The organism is Xylanibacter ruminicola, from assembly GCF_900142525.1.
Taxonomy (GTDB): Bacteria; Bacteroidota; Bacteroidia; order Bacteroidales; family Bacteroidaceae; genus Prevotella; species Prevotella ruminicola_A.
Genome location: NZ_FRBD01000019.1, coordinates 1 through 17974, shown reverse-complemented (window position 1 = coordinate 17974; position 17974 = coordinate 1). Strand labels below are relative to the sequence as shown.

General features: G+C 48.5%; 16 protein-coding genes and 1 riboswitch. Of the genes, 7 read left to right on the top strand and 9 right to left on the bottom strand.

Annotation, left to right across the window (positions count from 1 at the left end):
* Window positions 1-2 precede the first annotated feature (2 nt).
* Together BUB86_RS12460 and BUB86_RS12455 are read left to right on the top strand one after the other, a co-directional pair.
* Window positions 3-761, top strand: a complete 759-nt coding sequence (locus BUB86_RS12460) for a lysophospholipid acyltransferase family protein (RefSeq protein ID WP_139261614.1) — start codon at window positions 3-5, stop codon at window positions 759-761.
* Entirely contained in the window at window positions 758-1945 is a 1188-nt protein-coding gene (locus BUB86_RS12455; RefSeq protein WP_073210010.1) for a metallophosphoesterase, read from the top strand. Before BUB86_RS12460 ends, BUB86_RS12455 begins: the two co-directional genes overlap by 4 nt.
* Here BUB86_RS12455 and BUB86_RS12450 read toward each other — a convergent pair.
* From BUB86_RS12450 to BUB86_RS12430, 5 genes are all read right to left on the bottom strand, one after another.
* Window positions 1928-2794 carry a vitamin B12 dependent-methionine synthase activation domain-containing protein gene (locus BUB86_RS12450; RefSeq protein WP_073210008.1) on the bottom strand — a complete coding sequence of 289 codons (867 nt, stop codon included), beginning with the start codon at window positions 2792-2794 and terminating at the stop codon, window positions 1928-1930. The genes BUB86_RS12455 and BUB86_RS12450 overlap by 18 nt on opposite strands.
* A complete protein-coding gene (locus BUB86_RS12445; protein WP_073210183.1) occupies window positions 2791-4182 on the bottom strand; it encodes a dihydroorotase in 1392 nt (463 codons plus the stop codon). Before BUB86_RS12445 ends, BUB86_RS12450 begins: the two co-directional genes overlap by 4 nt.
* The gene (locus BUB86_RS12440; protein ID WP_073210005.1) at window positions 4148-4894 is read right to left on the bottom strand and encodes a DUF4369 domain-containing protein; all 747 of its coding nucleotides are present in this window, start codon (window positions 4892-4894) and stop codon (window positions 4148-4150) included. Before BUB86_RS12440 ends, BUB86_RS12445 begins: the two co-directional genes overlap by 35 nt.
* Before the next feature lie 90 nt (window positions 4895-4984).
* Complete coding sequence (locus BUB86_RS12435; protein WP_073210003.1) at window positions 4985-5383, bottom strand: hypothetical protein; 399 nt, start codon at window positions 5381-5383, stop codon at window positions 4985-4987.
* The gene (locus tag BUB86_RS12430) at window positions 5367-5726 is read right to left on the bottom strand and encodes an FtsB family cell division protein (RefSeq protein ID WP_081373235.1); all 360 of its coding nucleotides are present in this window, start codon (window positions 5724-5726) and stop codon (window positions 5367-5369) included. Before BUB86_RS12430 ends, BUB86_RS12435 begins: the two co-directional genes overlap by 17 nt.
* A gap of 103 nt (window positions 5727-5829) precedes the next feature.
* Here BUB86_RS12430 and BUB86_RS12425 point away from each other — a divergent pair, with 103 nt between their 5' ends.
* Window positions 5830-7656: a DNA polymerase III subunit gamma/tau gene (locus BUB86_RS12425; protein ID WP_073210001.1), complete on the top strand. Its 1827-nt coding sequence runs from the start codon at window positions 5830-5832 to the stop codon at window positions 7654-7656.
* Window positions 7657-7691: 35 nt separating this feature from the next.
* Here the strand turns inward: BUB86_RS12425 and BUB86_RS12420 are convergent, their stop codons facing one another.
* The 3 genes from BUB86_RS12420 to BUB86_RS12410 are packed head-to-tail and all read right to left on the bottom strand — an operon-like array spanning window position 7692 to window position 11394.
* Complete coding sequence (locus BUB86_RS12420; RefSeq protein ID WP_073209999.1) at window positions 7692-8048, bottom strand: response regulator; 357 nt, start codon at window positions 8046-8048, stop codon at window positions 7692-7694.
* Between the two features lie 29 nt (window positions 8049-8077).
* Window positions 8078-9556 (bottom strand): D-xylose transporter XylE, encoded by a 1479-nt coding sequence (gene xylE / locus BUB86_RS12415; RefSeq protein ID WP_073210179.1) that lies wholly within the window; start codon window positions 9554-9556, stop codon window positions 8078-8080.
* A gap of 5 nt (window positions 9557-9561) precedes the next feature.
* The gene (locus BUB86_RS12410) at window positions 9562-11394 is read right to left on the bottom strand and encodes a sensor histidine kinase (protein ID WP_073209997.1); all 1833 of its coding nucleotides are present in this window, start codon (window positions 11392-11394) and stop codon (window positions 9562-9564) included.
* A 164-nt stretch (window positions 11395-11558) separates the two neighbouring features.
* On the opposite strand from BUB86_RS12410, the gene BUB86_RS12405 reads away from it, so the two are divergent.
* The 3 genes from BUB86_RS12405 (at window position 11559) to BUB86_RS12395 (ending at window position 16813) form a co-directional block, all read left to right on the top strand.
* A complete protein-coding gene (locus BUB86_RS12405; RefSeq protein WP_073209995.1) occupies window positions 11559-13568 on the top strand; it encodes an alpha-L-arabinofuranosidase C-terminal domain-containing protein in 2010 nt (669 codons plus the stop codon).
* 76 nt (window positions 13569-13644) lie between these two features.
* A riboswitch (cobalamin riboswitch) is annotated at window positions 13645-13831 on the top strand.
* A 351-nt stretch (window positions 13832-14182) separates the two neighbouring features.
* Window positions 14183-15514, top strand: a complete 1332-nt coding sequence (locus BUB86_RS12400) for a hypothetical protein (protein ID WP_073209993.1) — start codon at window positions 14183-14185, stop codon at window positions 15512-15514.
* 3 nt (window positions 15515-15517) lie between these two features.
* Window positions 15518-16813 carry a histidine-type phosphatase gene (locus BUB86_RS12395; protein WP_073209991.1) on the top strand — a complete coding sequence of 432 codons (1296 nt, stop codon included), beginning with the start codon at window positions 15518-15520 and terminating at the stop codon, window positions 16811-16813.
* 98 nt (window positions 16814-16911) lie between these two features.
* Here BUB86_RS12395 and BUB86_RS18310 read toward each other — a convergent pair whose 3' ends face one another.
* Complete coding sequence (locus BUB86_RS18310) at window positions 16912-17475, bottom strand: D-Ala-D-Ala carboxypeptidase family metallohydrolase (protein ID WP_073210177.1); 564 nt, start codon at window positions 17473-17475, stop codon at window positions 16912-16914.
* A gap of 171 nt (window positions 17476-17646) precedes the next feature.
* Here BUB86_RS18310 and BUB86_RS12385 point away from each other — a divergent pair, with 171 nt between their 5' ends.
* Window positions 17647-17931 (top strand): transposase, encoded by a 285-nt coding sequence (locus tag BUB86_RS12385; RefSeq protein ID WP_139261603.1) that lies wholly within the window; start codon window positions 17647-17649, stop codon window positions 17929-17931.
* The last annotated feature ends 43 nt before the right edge of the window (window positions 17932-17974 follow it).

The window sequence follows — 17974 nt, the reverse complement described above, 5'->3', positions numbered from 1 at the left end:
TGATTACCTTGCTATATAGAATCTACCAATTTATTGTCTGCTTGCCTGGAATTGTGCTGATGACTATGATCACAGCAATCGAAGTTGGGCTAGGAACAACACTTGGCAATGGTCACTTCTGGGGATACTGGCCAGGCCACATGTGGGGAAAAATCATTCTGAAAATGTTCCTGATACCAGTAAAGGTTGAGGGACGCGAGAATCTGGAGAAAGATCAGAGCTACGTGTTTGTGGCAAATCATCAGGGCTCGTTCGACATCTTCTTGATTTACGGACATTTGAATCGCAACTTCAAGTGGATGATGAAACAGCAGTTGCGCAAGGTTCCATTCTTGGGATATGCCTGTGCTAAGAGTCACCAGATTTTTGTAGATAAGCGCGGACCAAGCAAAATACGTAAGACCTACGATGACGCTCGCGAGATTCTGAAGGAGGGTTACAGTGTAACAGTATTCCCTGAAGGAGCACGCTCGTTTACAGGCCACATGGCCCATTTTAAGAAAGGTGCTTTTGCGCTGGCCGACGAACTTCAGCTTCCTGTAGTTCCACTAACAATTAATGGTTCGTTCGACATTCTGCCACGCATGAAGGGCTTCAACTTTGTGAATTGGCACCCAATGACACTCACCATTCACCAACCAATATATCCCGTGGGGCAAGGTCAAGAGAACATAGATGCCACATTGCGTCAGGCATACGACTCAGTCATGTCGAGTCTTGACCCCAAATATCAGGGATTTGTAGAGAATCCTGATCAATGATAGCCCGTGCGCCATATCTGTTTCTTCTGTTGATCATTGTACCCGATTTGTACTTTGATCTGCACTATTGGCGACACAGGTACTCAGGCACAAAGCGCCTGATCTACTGGATACCAACCATAGTGCTCATAGCCCTGACACTTAAATTTACCTACGAGCAAGAATTCATACCCGAAGACACCACACTGATATTTTCTTATCTGCTGATGTTGGGACTGATTTCGGTGCCCAAGATGGTGTATATGCTATGCTCGATAGCAGGACTGGGCATAAGCAGACTGGTGAGACTGCTTAAAAGAAACAAGCACAGCAAACCCAAAAACTACGGTAACCTGGTAGGTTGGCTGGCAACACTATTTATATGGTATGCGGTGCTATATGGAACGCTTGTAGGGTTTTACAAATTAGATACAGGCTGGAAACACTGCTACACATCGCCCAACGTCCCCCATGCGTTCGCAGGATACAAGATAATACAATTCTCCGACTTACATGTGGGCACGATGAAGGGCGACAGACAATGGATTCTGAAACGACTGGTTGACAGCATTAACGCACAAAAGCCCGACTTGATTGTGTTTACTGGCGACCTGCAGAACGTAAGACCTAAGGATCTGTATGACCACAAGGATCTATTGAGCAGTTTGAAGGCCAAAGATGGTGTGTACAGCGTGCTGGGCAACCACGACTATGACAAATACATGCACCCAACTGACGACCGCGAGGTAAAGCAATGCAAGGAGACCATAGCACTGGAAAGAAGCTTTGGATGGCATGTATTGCTGAACGAACATTGCACCATCAGCAGAGGTAATGAGCATATCACCATAGCAGGCATGGAGAACGATGGCGACGGAAAGGTCTTCCCTAAGTTTGGCGACATCAATAAGACACTGAACGGGGTGAAAGGGTTTACCATTATGCTGGCACACAACCCAATAGCATGGCGCGAAAAGATTATACCTGACGGAAGAGCCGAACTGACATTGAGCGGACACACGCATGCCATGCAGTTCAGCTTCTTTGGATGGAATCCTATAGCACTACTGGGTAAAGAGTGGTACGGATGGTACGAGGAAGGCGCCCAATCGCTCTACGTTACCTCAGGTGCTGGCGCACTGATTCCTTGGCGCTTTGGATCTACTGCAGAAATCGTGACAATAGAACTACGCTCCAACCTCTAACCATTTACGGAGTACCTCCGAAGGTATTCCGCGCCTGCGGGCATAATCCTGTAATTGATCTTCACCAATCTTGCCGATTGAGAAATATTTAGCTTTGGGATTAGCAATCATCATGCCCGAAACACTGGCATGAGGTTTCATGGCACCACTCTCAGTGAGTCGGATACCTATCTGTTTCATATCCAGAATATCGTCGAGCACAAAATTCAGACTGGTATCTGGTAACGAAGGATATCCAACAGCTGGACGAATACCTTGAAAACGCTCTATCAACAAATCTGGGATAGATAAATTCTCGTCCTTAGCATATCCCCAGTACTCCTTACGTACTTGCAGATGCAACAATTCTGCTGCAGCCTCAGCAAGGCGATCAGCCAGCAACTGCACCATCATCTTCTGATATACGTCATCGTCAAAATCAGTCTCAAGACCAATGTCAACCGTCGTCGCAAATAGACCTAATTTAGAGGTACTTTCCGAGGAACGAGGAACGAGGAACGAGGAACAAGATATGTTTAGTGGGCGAATAAAATCTGCGAGACAGAGGTACGGAGGATTGCCTTGTTGCTGGCGCAGACAGGGAATACTGGCCACACGCACAGGATGCTTAACGCCACACTCCTGGCACATCATACTGCGATAAATCACAATATCATCGTCTTCACTACGCGCATCGAAGAGCTCAAAAACCGCATGTACTTGGTATTTATTTTCTAGTTCCTGCAGCTTGACCAGTGCCTCGCGCTGCATGCGCTGCTTCTCTACTTCGTCCTTCACTTGCCATGCATAGAAGTAGTAAACCCAATTGATATAGGGAGCGAGCTCAGAAATGCTATAGGTGATTTTCATCTGCACTCGACTTTGTCGTTTCGCCTGTCGAAGAATTCTACAGGCTGACCAATATAGTCCGTGTCCACCTTACCATCGCAGTATACAGTATGACCATTACAGATGGTACGCTCCACACGCCACAGATACATATGATTCTCCATGGGGCTCCATCCACACTTACTCTGTATAACATCCTTGGTAACTGTCCAACCAGTATTGGGACGAACCAGTACGATGTCGGCCTGATAACCCTCACGCAGATAGCCACGATTACGCACCTGGAACAACTCTGCTGGATTATGACACATCACTTCTACAAGGCGTTCGAGTGTGAGCACACCCTTATCCACAAGTTCAAGCATGGTTACCAGCGAGAACTGTATCATAGGCATACCGCTGGCGGCTTTGCTGCATCCGCCCTCCTTCTGACTGAGAAGGTGAGGTGCGTGGTCTGTACCAACAACAGCAATACGTCCGTCTGCCAGAGCTTGGCGCAAGGCATTACGATCAGCAGCAGTCTTGATGGCAGGATTGCACTTGATACGTGTACCAAGCGCATTGTAATCGCGATCGCAAAAGTAAAGGTGGCTCGGAGTAACCTCAGCGGTGATGGCTGGTGAGTGTTCTTTGCCTTGCAAAGCAGCAGAGCAGAGCGGGGTTGGGGGTAATAATTCCAATTCCTTAGCAGTTGTAAGGTGGGCGATATGAAGGCGAGCATTGTGCTTGATAGCCAGCTCTACTGCGAGCTTGGTACTCTGATAGCATGCCTCAACGCTTCGTATCTCAGGATGATGAGTCACCTTAGGATCATCACCATACAATCGCTTTGCCTCAGCCATATTGCGATTGATAATCTCAGTATCCTCACAATGCACCATGATGGGCATGATAGCTGTAGCGAATATCTTATCTAATGCCTCACGACGATCAACCAGCATATTGCCAGTAGAACTACCCATAAAAAGCTTGATGCCTGGAATACGATGGGGATCGAGCTTTGAAAAAAGTTCAACGTTATTATTTGTGGCACCAAAAAAGAAACTATAGTTCACATGGCTTTTCTGTGCTGCCAGTGCAAACTTTTCTTCAAGCGCCTCGAGGGTAGTTGTCTGCGGATTGGTGTTTGGCATATCGAAATAAGTGGTTACGCCTCCAGCTGCAGCAGCCCTACTCTCACTATCTATATCAGCCTTCTCTGTGAGTCCTGGCTCACGAAAGTGCACATGATCATCAATCAAACCTGGTAGTACGAAACATCCCGAAGCATCGATTACTTCATCGAATGATGCGTTCGGGATGGTGTTTCCTTCTACAATCTTAGTTATCTTAGAATCTTCGACGATAATAGAACCGTCGAATATGTTGTTCTCGTTAACGAGCGTTCCGTGTTGAATCAGGAGTTTCATCTCTGGTGTCATCTACAAGTCCGTTCTGGCGAGCCTGAATCTCGTTAGCAATCTGGTAGTACTGCTTAACATAAGGATCAGCCTTGAATTTCTTGGTTGCCTTACTCATAATGTCCTCAATCTGAGGTGTAAGGATAGGATACTGATAACTGCCAGTAACCATCATAAACACGCCTGGTCCCAACACATTATCAAAGTTATCTACGATAAAGTTGGTTACCAACGAGTCTTCCTGCATAGCGATGCGATTAGCCTCTGCAGCGAGTTTGCGATTGATAAGCTCTTCCTCAACACCTTCTAACAGCATCTGACTCTGTTTATGCGACAGTTCATTGAGCTCGTTATTCAGCTGATCGTGACGCTTCATAAACTCATAGAGTTTCTCGTTGAGAGGCGAACCTGTAACAGTTCTGCTGGTATTGTCGATGTGTATCTCGATATTGCCTGCCTCAACTACCACGGGCATCATCAGAGGTTCATCATCCATATAAAGATTAGCCAGCTTGATGGTATCAAGCAGACCTGTAAATTTGAATTTCCCATGTACTACGTCGCACGAGTCAAGGTTCTTAAGCTCGTCGTTAACCATTGTTTTCAGGTATAGTTTGCTTCCATCAAGGGCAGACACAGATGTTGACCCCTGGATGGTATATGACTCAGCACACGATACGAACGTAACTGCTGTTAGTAATGCGTAGAATATCTTCTTCATAACATATTGTTTTCGGCCGCGAAATTACAACTATATATTGAGGTATGAAAATAATTTTGCGCATTTTAAAACAAATGCGCAATCTTTTAATTATTTTTTTGCCTCTTTTTCAAGTTCATTACCAATTCTGTGCATAGAATAGAGTTGGAGCAAGGCTGCAATGAGCAGCACAATGACCCACTTATTATACACATATTCTATATAAGTAATATAGTTTAAGCCCAACACATTGCTCATGTTGGCAAACATAAGCAAGGCAGCAAGCAGAAAAAGCACATCGCTAAGTACCATCATGCGACGCAAACGGCGGATTGTAAAATTATTACCCTCATAACGCTGATACATCTGCATCGAGGCAAAGCCCAGAGCACCTAAGGCATAAATATAGGGGGCACTACCCCATCCCAAGAGTGTGGTACCTGCACCAACTGCCATCAATATACCACCAAGCAGGAATATGGCGGTTTGTATTTTATTCAACTCTCTCATTTGTTTCAAGTGGTTTTGCATCACGTTCGTCGTCGCTAAGAACAAATATGTCCTCATCGTCGGCCTTCATGTAATAACGTTCACGAGCAATCTTCTCCATGGCCTTCGGATTCTTCTGCAGTTCCTTTATCTGAGCCTGGTCGCGCTGAAAATCGGCATTATATTCGCCTTTTTCACGCTCGAGTTCCTCTATACGCTGGATATTCTTGAAGTGATTCCACAAACTATTGTCGTCGAGAAATCCCACCAGCAGTACGCCAAGGATGCACACAACGGCATATTTAAAATATACCGAACGCCACATGCGCAGAACGTAAGCCTTTATACTCGTCAAAACTTTCATAAATTAATTAATTTGGCTGCAAAGTTACAAAATTCTCTTCATTATTCATTCTTTATTATTAATTATTTTGTATCTTTGCACCACAAAATCAATAATTAGCAATATGGAATATATCGTTTCGGCCAGAAAATACCGTCCGTTAAGTTTCGACACGGTGGTGGGGCAGGCTGCACTGACCACTACGCTGAAGAATGCTGTAAAAAGCGGCAAGCTGGCTCATGCCTACTTGTTTTGCGGACCACGAGGTGTAGGTAAGACTACCTGTGCCCGCATATTTGCCAAGGCCATTAACTGCCAGAACCCTACTGCCGAGGGTGAGGCTTGTAATGAATGTGAGTCGTGCCAGTCGTTCAACGAGCAGCGATCACTTAACATCTTCGAGCTCGATGCTGCATCAAACAACTCAGTAGAACACATCAAGACGTTGATGGAGCAAACCCGCATTCCACCGCAGCTTGGCAAGTACAAGGTGTTTATCATCGACGAGGTTCACATGCTGTCAACAGCTGCGTTCAACGCATTTCTGAAGACACTTGAGGAGCCACCCGCACATGTGATATTCATTCTGGCCACTACCGAGAAGCATAAGATTCTGCCAACTATCTTGAGTCGTTGCCAGATATACGACTTTGAGCGTATGACCATACGCAACACTGTCGACCACCTGAAGCATGTGGCCCAGCAGGAAGGCATCACCTACGAGGAGCAGGCGCTGGCAGTCATAGCCGAAAAAGCTGATGGAGGTATGCGCGATGCCCTTTCGATATTCGACCAGGCAGCCTCATTCTGTCAGGGCAATATCACTTACGAGAAGGTGATTGAAGATCTGAACGTACTCGACAGCGAGAACTACTTCAAGATTATCGACTTCTCTTTAGAGAATAAGGTGAGCGACATTATGATACTGCTCAACTCGGTTATCAACAAGGGCTTTGATGGCGGATTGCTGATTCAGGGTTTGGCCAAGCATGTGCGTAATGTACTGATGGCTCGCGACCCACAGACACTGCCTCTGCTTGAGGTGAGCGACCAGATGCGTGAGCGCTATCAGGAGCAGGCCAAGCGCTGCCAGATACCATTCCTCTACGATGCGTTGAAACTGATGAACCAGTGCGACATCAACTATCGCCAGTCAAGCAACAAGCGATTGCTGGTAGAGCTTACTCTTATCGAGGTAGCCCAGATTACCCAGCCCGCTGAAGATGGTGCCAGCGCGGGGCGTAAGCCCAGAAGATTGAAATCCCTGTTTAGGACCCTGATACAGCAGAGTCAGCCCAAGAAGACCACGGCCCCACAGGTAGCCGCGGCTGCACCAGCTGTATCATCTAGCCAGCTGGGCGATTCGCCCAGCGCTAGCGCAGCTAGCAGCCCTAGTAATACTAGCCAAACTAGTACGGCTAGTTATACAAGTAAGGCTAGCACCGCTAGCAAACCCAACATCTCCCTTGATGGCATCGGATTCTCTTGGAACAAGCTGCGCAACAAGGGCGAGAAAACCACCAAGGGTGGCATGCAGATTATCCCAGGCTCAATAAACCTACCTACTGGACAGGAGAAAGAAACCAATGCCCAGTTCACGCAGACAGATTTAGAGTTCCAATGGATGTCTATGTGCAACCGTATGCCCCAGAAGTATAGCGGTATAGCCACCCGAATGAAGAATATGAACCCTCTGATTGTTGATTTTCCTGCTGTCGAAGTGGTTGTTGACAACGAACTCATCAAGCAGGAAATTGAGGATATTCAGGGCAGCATTTCTAAGACTCTGCAGATATATCTTCGCAACAATCAACTAAAGTTAAGTGTACGCGTTGCTGAACAAAAGGAGAAAGTAAAGATTCTTACTCGCAAAGAGCAATACGAACAGATGGCAGAAAAAAATCCTGCCGTAGCTAAACTACAGCAGGCATTCGATTTGGAGTTGGCTTGAGTCGTCACAGACCCAAGCCAATTTCTTTTTCATGATTATTCCCCAAGAATCTTCTTGAGCAGACTGATGCATTCGTCGCGGTTTACGGGCTTCGAAAGGAACCCTACGCATCCAGCCTTTTCAGCTGCAGCACGGTCGCTGTCGAATGCGTTGGCTGTGAGTGCCACAACTGGCAGATCAGGATGTGCCTCCTTAATCCTTTTTGTAGCCTCAAGTCCGTCCATCACTGGCATCTTGATGTCCATCAGTACCAGATCGTAAGAGTTGGTGTCTACCATTTCAACAGCCACCTGTCCGTTGTTGGCACGCTCAAACTCAAAATCCTTCTTCAGCAGATACGTCATCAATACGTAGTTGCTGTCATTGTCTTCTGCTACTAGAATCTTTTTCATAATAGTTTCACCTTTTTATTATTAATATCTTACTTCTCAAGTCTGTCTCGCCACATCTTGCTCATATCCTCCAGAGTCTTGCCCTTTGTCTCAGGCACAAGGCGCCAAACAAAGATAGCAGCTACCACGCAGATGATGCCATAGAGTCCGTAGGTAAACCAGTGTCCAAAGTCGTCGCCCTCAGTCAGATGCATGTTGAACATAGGCACAAACGAACTTGAAACAATGAAGTTAGAAATCCACTGGAATGCCACAGCGATAGCCACAGCACCACCACGGATGGTGTTGGGGAAGATCTCTGCAATGAGTACCCATGTGATAGGTCCCCATGAGAACATGAACGATGCAGAGTAGATCAACAGCGATACTGCAGTGAAGAGCCCCATACCCTCATGTCCAAAGGTAACGGCTACACCAAAGGCACCCAGAGCCATACCCAGCGAACCACTGATCAGCAGGGGCTTGCGACCCAGCTTCTCAACAGTAAACACTGCCACAAGTGTGAACGAGATATTGATGATACCCATAAACACCGTCAGCATCATTGGGTCGTCCATACCCATATCGCCAAAGATACGTGGAGCGTAGTACAGCACAGCGTTGATACCTACAGCCTGCTGGAATACACTCAGCATGATACCTACGAAGATACACAGTGCACCATAGGTCATCAGCTTCTCGGTCTTTACCACCATGGTATCCTTGATATCCTGCAGAATCTGCTGAGCCTTCAGCGTTCCGTTGATCTTAGCCAGAATACCCTCGGCCTTCTGATCCTGTCCGATTGAAACCAGGTAACGTGGTGTCTCAGGCACAAAGCAAATCAGCAGTGCAAACAGTCCTGCTGGCACAGCCTCACTACCAAACATATATCGCCAGCCTGTCTCCACCGTCCATTGGGCTGCGGGGGTCATTTCAGCAATCTGCTTACCAATATCCTCAACCAGCGGCTGGATGTGGTCGCCCAGGATAAAGAAGTTAACGAAGTAAACCACCAGCTGACCGAAGATGATGGCAAACTGGTTCCACGATACCAGCATACCACGTATGTTAGATGGTGCCACCTCGCCAATATACATGGGGCAGATAGCTGATGCCAAACCTACGCCAATACCACCAATCACGCGATAGAAATTGAACATCAGAGCTAGTGTATAAGTGGGCTGTCCATACTCAAAGAACAAGAACTCAGGATCCATTGATCCCAGTGCTGATATAAAGAACAGCAATCCCGCAATGATCAACGACTTTTTACGACCGAGGTTAGTAGCCAGGAATCCTGAGAGGGCCGAACCAATGATACATCCTATCAGTGCACTAGCTGATGTAAAGCCATGCCATCCATCGGTGTAATCAAAATCCTGCGCCGTTTTAAAGAATGCCTGTAGTCCCTTTTCTGCTCCGGATATAACAGCTGTGTCGTATCCGAACAGCAGGCCGCCAAGTACTGCGACCATTACGATTGAAATCAGGTAGGCCTTGCTACCCTGTTCTGTTTTTTGATTCATCATAATTATTCTGTTGTTTTAAGTTTAATTGGCAAGCTAAGTGTAAAGGTGGTACCCTTCTCCGATGTTTTATCCAGAGTCAGCGAACCTCCCAGTTTCTCTACTGTCTCGTGGCAGTAAGCCAGTCCCAGTCCCAGTCCCTCTCTGAATTGGTCAACCTTCACAAATCTGTCAAAGATGGTGCTGATTTTGTTTTCTGGGATACCACAGCCAGTATCCTCGATGGTGAAGTGGAAGAAGTCATCATCCTTCTTCAGCGTCAGTCGGATGTATCCCTGTTCAGTAAACTTGCAGGAGTTCTCCAGTATGTTACCCAGCATCTGCAACAGGCTGTCGCTGTTGGTCGACAGAATCTTGTTGTGATTACCTGTTTGGTCATCCAGTTCTATCTTCACGCGCGATGCGTCAACAGGTGGCATGGCGGCAATAGCTTTTCTGCAGATGTCGAGGGCATCAGTAGCCTCCACATCTTTCAGCAGATCCTTGGTATGCTCATTGGCCAGTGCCAGCATCTTGTTTACCAGCGATGTGATGTGGCGCGTGTTAATGGTTATTGTATCAGCAATACCCTTACGTTCTGAAGGTTCAAATTCCGATCCTTCATCAGTAAGCACCTGCGTAAATCCGTTGATGATGTTCAGAGGCGTACGTATCTCATGACTCACGCTACGTATAAACTCCGTCTTCATCTCGTCGGCAGCAGCCACCTGCTTGTAGGCCGACTTCAGTTCTCTGTTCTTTTTTACCAGCATGTCCTGATAGCGGCGCTTGCCATAGATGGTCATGGCCAGTCCGATAATCAGCATCAGCGCCATCACCATAGCTATCACCAGTACGATGTTCATGACGCGCGAAGTCTTTTGTCCTTGGCGCAGCAGCACCATCTCATCCTCCTGCTTCTGTATGTTTTCGGCTATCATCACGCCTGTTATCGAGTCGCGCTTGTGCATCAACTCACGCTGGGTCATAAAGGCTTTCTCGTTGTCACCTATATAGCGATAAATATCGCATCTCAACAGGTAGCGCTCTTTCATGTTGGCCTGTTTCGCCACATCGCTCAAGGCCTTCTGGGTGTTACCATCCAGCAACGTCTTATATATGCGCGCGTAAGGAAGAAATAGGTCTCCCACCTGATTCTTATTCTGTTTGTCGGCCTCTTCCGACTGTCTGTAATACTCCAAGAATCCCTTGTAGTCTTTCTGCTTGAACTTCACGATAGCCTTCATGGCCAGTGCGTCAGCCATTCCGCGCCAGTATTCCTTCTGGTCTTTGTGGCGTTCCAGCTCCTTCAGGTCTTCTTCAAGCCACTTCAAGGTTTCCTTCGTGTCGTTATTCAGCTGGATATGCGCCATGGCCAGGTACAGAAAACTCAGCCCATCGCGCTCGTATTTCGTACCTTTTATCAGCTCAATGGCCTTCTTCAGTTCCTCTACGGCTCCAGGTATGTTTCCGCATGCATTATAAATGTGCCCCAGCATCTTGGGTGCCAGAAACTGCTCTTCGGCGGCCTCGCTCTTACGTCTCACCAGATCGTCCTTCATCGTGTTAGCTATGTGGTAAGCATCACGAATATTCATACGGTCCAGATTAAACATAATACCACACGTCCACGAATCGTAGTATGCCTCGTTATCCTTATCTTCTATCGCATGAGCCTGATATGCCCAGCAGGCAGCATACACCACACTGGGGTTATCCTGCTGACAGGTACCCCACATGGCCGAACGCAATCTGCGGTGCTCTAGCGTATCTTTGCAATGATCAGTCTGCGCCCCAATCTGGGGTGTTACCAGCAGTGCAGCCATACCGATCATATATTTCGTCCAATGGTTGGTCATCTCTCTTTTGTTGGTTTTTAGAAAATCCTCTGCAAAATTAAGATTTTTATTCGAAAACTCCAAACTTTTTGAGCACTAAAACGTTATTTTTTTGTATAAACTACACCATAATCAGAATTTTTATGTATTTTTGTAGCCGCTAGCAACTAATTACGAAACGAAATATGAAGAATTTAACAACTATGCTTCTGCTAGCCGCCAGCCTAACTGCTGGGGCACAGACTCACATTTTCGACGTGAACACCAAAAAACTTGGGGCTCCCGTACAGCCTACGATGTACGGTATCTTCTTCGAGGATATCAACTACGCTGCCGATGGCGGACTCTATGCCGAGCTGGTCAAGAACCGCTCGTTCGAGTTCCCCAACGCTTTCACCGGATGGGACATCTCTGGCAAGGTAACGCTGATGAACGATGGTCCATTCGAGCGCAACCCTCACTATGTTCGTCTGGAGCCAGCCGACCATAGCGATCGCCACACCATGATCGAGAATCACGGATTCTTCGGTATGGGTGTCAAGGGTGGTCAGGAGTACCGTTTCTCAGTATGGGCTCGCGTTCCCGATGGCGGTAAGGCCAAGCTGTGGGTCGACCTCGTAGACAATGCTACGATGGACGATGACCAGAAGCTGGGCAACGCTGGCGTCGAGGTATCAGGCAAGGAGTGGAAGAAGTACACCGCCATCATCAAGCCAAAGCGCACCTTTGCCAAGGCTCACCTGCGTGTTTGGGGCGACAGCAAGGTTACTACCGACCTGGAGCACGTCAGCCTCTTCCCCGTCGACACATGGAAGGGCCGCGAGAACGGCATGCGTAAAGACCTGGCACAGGCACTTAACGATATGCATCCTGGCGTATTCCGCTTCCCTGGCGGATGTATCGTCGAGGGTGTCGACCTGGCCACACGCTACCAGTGGAAGAACACCGTGGGCCCAGTTGAGAACCGCCCATTGAACGAGAACCGCTGGCACTACACCTTCACCAACCGCTACTTCCCCGATTACTACCAGAGCTACGGACTTGGTTTCTTCGAGTTCTTCCAGCTCTGCGAGGACTTTGGCTCTGAGGCTCTGCCAGTCATTTCTTGCGGACTCTCATGCCAGTTCCAGAACCCCGACCCCACCAAGCCTGGCGTTCATGTAGCCCTCGAAGATCTTGAGCCATATATCCAGGACGCACTCGACCTCATCGAGTTTGCCAATGGCCCTGCCGATTCTAAGTGGGGCAAGGTACGCGCTGAGATGGGCCACCCCGCTCCTTTTGGTCTCAAGTTCCTGGGTGTTGGTAACGAGCAGTGGGACTACGACGAGGCTCATGGTGGTTTCGGCCCTGTGTTCACCGCCCGTCTCAAGAAGTTCAGCGATGCCATCCGCAAAAAGTATCCTAATATCAAACTCATCGGCACCACTGGTCCTAACTCCGAGGGATGGGACTTCGACCTGCTGCAGCCACGCATGAAGGAGCTCAAGGTCGACCTCTACGACGAGCACTACTACCGCAACGAGAAGTGGTTCCTCTCTCACGGTCTGCGTTACGACTCTTACGATCGCAAGGGCCCGAAGGTATTTGCTGGCGAGTATGCCTGCCACGGTAGCAACAAGCACAAGTGGAATCACTATTATACCTCTTTATTAGAGGCAGCCCACATGACTGGTATCGAGCGTAATGCCGACATCGTCCACATGGCCACCTATGCTCCTCTGTTCGCCCACGTCGAGGGTTGGCAGTGGCGCCCCGATGCCATCTGGTACGATAATCTGCGCATGTTCAAGTCAGTCAGCTACTATGTTCAGCAGCTCTATGCCACGAACAAGGGTTCGCATGTGCTCTCATTGACTATGAACAAGAAACCCGTAGCTGGCCAGGAAGGTCAGGATGGTTTGTTTGCCTCGGCCGTATTCGAGCAGAGCACAGGCGAGGTTATCGTCAAGGTAGTCAATACTGGCGATCAGACTCAGCCCATCAGTCTGCAGCTTCAGGGCATGAAGGGCGCCCGTACAGCCAGCACCCTCACCCTGTGCCACGATGGTATGGACGACGAGAACACGCTCGACAATCCTGAGAAGATTGTTCCACAGCCAGGCACCTGCCAGGTAGAGGCTGGCAAGTCGGCATCAGTTCTTACTGACAACCTGCCCGCCAAGAGCTTCCGCATCTATAAGATCAAGAAATAATTATCATAAAATCGAAAAAATTGCATTAATTGTGCGTTTTTTCGATTTTATTTGTATCTTTGCACCGTGATTCTGTAAAAGAGTCGCCCATGGAGGTGTGCTTAACCGCACTTAATTGGGAACGTGAGTGTAAATCTCCGACTGTCCCGCAGCAGTGAACTCCATTATGGCTCCTAAGCAACAACGCCATTGCCCCTTTTGGGTGAGAAGGCGCTTGGGAGTGGAGGAAAGTCTGAAGACCAGCCTTCGATTGGTAAAAATGCCGGTTGCTCTCGATGTAAGGGCATTCTTGGCGATACGTATTATTTGTTTTTATGAGTTATACTGACTCAGCGCTTACTATGCGCATACGTGTATTATTATATAAGTTCCCTGGGGGCGGTCTGTCGCGAAGACAACGCCTCCCCCTTTTTCAAGATTACTCATTATTTAAATATATTTCATTATGAACTACGTTATTGTCGTTGCTATCGAGTTTATCATTGCCATTATTGGCGTGGCCATGCTCATCCGTTTCTATAACCACAAAGCATAATTTTTTGAGTAGAAAACTTGTTTTCTTTCAGAAAAAGTTGTAATTTTGCAAGCGAATTACAACTATTATCACGTAAGTAATGAAGAAGCTACTCCTTACAATCGTACTTGCTTCTGCGGCTTTTTCTGGGGTAACGGCTCAGGGTAATAAGGCCTTGCAGATTGAAAAAGAGATCAAGGCCGATATAAATCGTGCTGCAGGCATGTTCTATGCCCGCTACACAGGCAAGGCGCCCAAGGATACGCCAGCGCCCAAGGGCAAAAAGCCATTCTACATTAATCACTATGGCTGTCCGGGGCCTTACTATCTCGACAAGAAGGAGTATTACACCGAACCTTATGCCATCTTTACCAAGGCCGACAGTCTGGGTAAGCTTACCAAGTTGGGTAAGGAGGTTCTCCACCGCATTACATTAATGTATCAGGATGCCAAAGATCGCGATGGCGAACTTACCGTTCGTGGTGCCCAACAGAGTCGCACCCTGGTCAAACAGATGATGGAGCGCTTCCCCGACATGTTAACTCTTCAAGGATATTACAGCGTTCGCAGCATTGTCGAAAACCGCTGCATTATGACTATGCAGGAAGGTCTGCTTCAGCTTTCGGCCATGCAGCAGCCCATTGTGGCGCGCAGCAAGGCATCTATGCAGGAGCTCAGGTTCATGAATCCTGTCGACAAGGAGTTAACCAGCCAGCGTGTCGACTCGCTCACCCGTATCGCCTACGATCGCTTTACCGATCTAAACACCAACGATAACCGCCTCATGTCATCGCTGTTCAACGACATGAACTACGTCATGAACAATATCGACGCCTTCTCACTGTGCAAGCAGCTCTTCATCCTGGCGGGCAATGTCCAGCATTCATCCTATGCAGGCCAGTTCTCACTCTACGACATTTTCACCCCCGAGGAGATTCACCAGCACTGGCGCAAGCAGAATGCGTGGCATTACATCAACTACGGCGGATGCAAGCTCAACGGCGGCTATCAGGCCTACCTGCAGCGCGCCACCCTGCGCAATATGATACACATGGGCGACAGCGTGCTGAAGCGCTACAGCCCCCTGATGCACCTGCGCTATACCCATGCCAACGTCATCATGAGCCTGGCATGCCTCATGGACCTCGATGGCTACGGTCTTCACACGGCCAACCTCGACTCGCTCGAGGATTACGGCTGGGCCAACTACCGCATTGCGCCTCTGGGTGGCAGCATCATGATGATTCACTATCGCACCGATCACGACGATCCCGATGTGCTGGTAAAGGTACTGCTCAACGGCAAGGAGGCCCGACTGCCCATCCCTACCGACTGCGCCCCCTACTACCATTGGCAGGATGTCAAGCTCTACTATCTGCGCAAGCTCTATCGCTACGAGAACCGTCGTTTCAATTTCACCCAAAAGAAGTAAGCCATGCGAAGAATATATATCTTGGGGTTAGTCATCTCACTCCTCGCTCCTCACTCCTCACTCCTCGAGGCTCAGACCGTGTCTGACATCATCGCCAAGACGCCCACCTACGCCTCGTGCAACTATCACGTCTACCCCGACTCCATCACAACCGTTCTCACGCCAGCCCCTGCCGGCAAGAAACCGTTCTACATCTCGCACTACGGTCGCCACGGCTCGCGCTACATCAGCAACCGTGCTGGCTACGAAACCCCATACGTCATGATGCAGCATGCCGACAGCCTCGACGAGCTTACCACCGTAGGCCAGCAGGTGCTTCACGAGATGAACTCCATCATGCACGACACCGAGAATCGTTGGGGCGAGCTCACAGGCACGGGCAAGCGCCAGCTCGAGAATATCGGCCAGCGCATGGTCAGGAATTTCCCCGAGGTACTCTGCCCTGGCGCCCATGTCAAGTGTGTCAGCACCATTGTGCCCCGCTGCATCGAGTCTATGGGTTCCATCGCCATGAAGATGCTGCAGGAGTGCCCCACGCTCCACATCACCATGGAGGCCTCAAAGCGCAACCAGTGGTACATGAACTATCAGGACCGCCAGCTGCGCCGTGGCTATATGACGCCCGAGGCCAAGAAAGCCTACGATGCCTATACCAAGCCCCGCATGGGCAACAGCCGCCTCATGGAGATGATATTCAAGAACCCCGACATCGTCAAGGAGTTTGTCGATGAAGAGTTTTTCAACTACTATCTCATGAAGATGGCCCTGTTTCAGTTCAACATCAGCTACAACCGCAACCCGCGCCTCATCAAGCTCTTTAATACCGACGAGTTCTACCGCATGTGGCAGATTGACAATGCCCTATGGTACATCCAGCACGGTGCCAGCACGCTCAACGGCGGTCGCCAGCCTTACAGTCAGCGCTACCTGTTGCGCCAGCTGATAGCCGATGCCGACAGCTGCATCCGCCTCGACCGTCCGGGCGCCCAACTGCGTTTCGGCCACGAAACGGTGCTTCTGCCGCTGGTATGTCTGATAGGCGTCAACGGTTTCGACCTCTCTACCAGCAACCTCGACGATCTCGAGGCCAAGGGCTGGTGGTGTAGCGATGTGTTCCCCATGGGTTCCAATCTGCAGTTCATCTTCTACCGCAGCAGCCCCAAGGATCAGGATGTATTGTTCAAAGTACTCCTCAACGAGAAGGAGGCCACCCTGCCCCTACCTACAGAGTGTGCCCCCTACTATCATTGGAACGACTTCCGCCAATACTGCCTCAACAAGCTCAACGATTACAAGTAATTATTTCCCCTCCATTCCACCCGATTTTCCCTCCTGAGTAGGAGGGGCATTCCACCCGTTTTCCCCTCCTAAGATAGGAGGGGCCAGGGGTGGTCTGATCAAGCGTTTATGAATAACACCTTCCTCCTATTATCCTTTGCCCTCACCGCAAAGTGCAGCCAGATGGCGCCATGCTTATTCTTGGACGAGCCAAGCGGCGAAGCCGAGCGGCGTTCTATCAACAGTTCATCAAAATCCTGCTGCCAGTCGCGGCTGATATCGAGCAGTATCGAGGCGTAAACGATCAACTGCTCTAGTCCACTTACGCGGATATCCACCGCGCAGCCAGTAAGATGATTCGACGTAGCCACCCCACCTATCGCCCGATTCAACTGCGGCGATCGATAGCCAGAGTTTATTATAATCGGTTGTAACCGTGCTTTAGTACTTGGCATGGTGTATTCCCCGCCCATATGAGGGGCGGGGTTAGGGGCGGGGTGGATAAACGCATTATACCGCTTTCTCAATTCCTCCAACCACGTGCACACCCGCTTCAGGTTAGCAATCGCCTCATGGCTAGGGATATTATAAATATCAGGATGACTACTACTCTTCGTCATCTCCCCGAGCGTAAAGTGCTCGGAGAGTCTTGCTTGACTGTTTAATTGAATTATCTGTTCCATATTAATGTATTTTTTCATTTTCCAAAATGAACTAATGTACCACTGTACCACCGTCAGAAGAGAATTGTTCAACTTCTGTCAGGGATAAGAATTTAGGTACCCAATAGGCATTCAACCTATGGCAGGGTTAAGTTAAAAATCATTCAACTTATTTTAGGGAAGTACAGGGCTTTGGATAAAGCAATAACCTTCTACAATAACGAACGTCCACACATGTCGCTGAACAACATGACTCCACATCAGGCAGCCTCTTGTATGGGTAAAATACAGAAAAAATGGATCAGTTTTAGAGAAAAGTATCTAGAAAATTTGGAAATTCAAGAAGGAGCATGTACCTTTGCACCGCAAACCCTGAATATGATTGAACGGCTTTCCGTGGAGCTTATTCAACAAAAACAAGGGTTAAAAGAGAATTGTTCAACTTCTGTCAGGGATAAGAATTTAGGTACCCAATAGGCATTCAACCAATGGCAGGGTTAAGTTAAAAACCATTCAACTT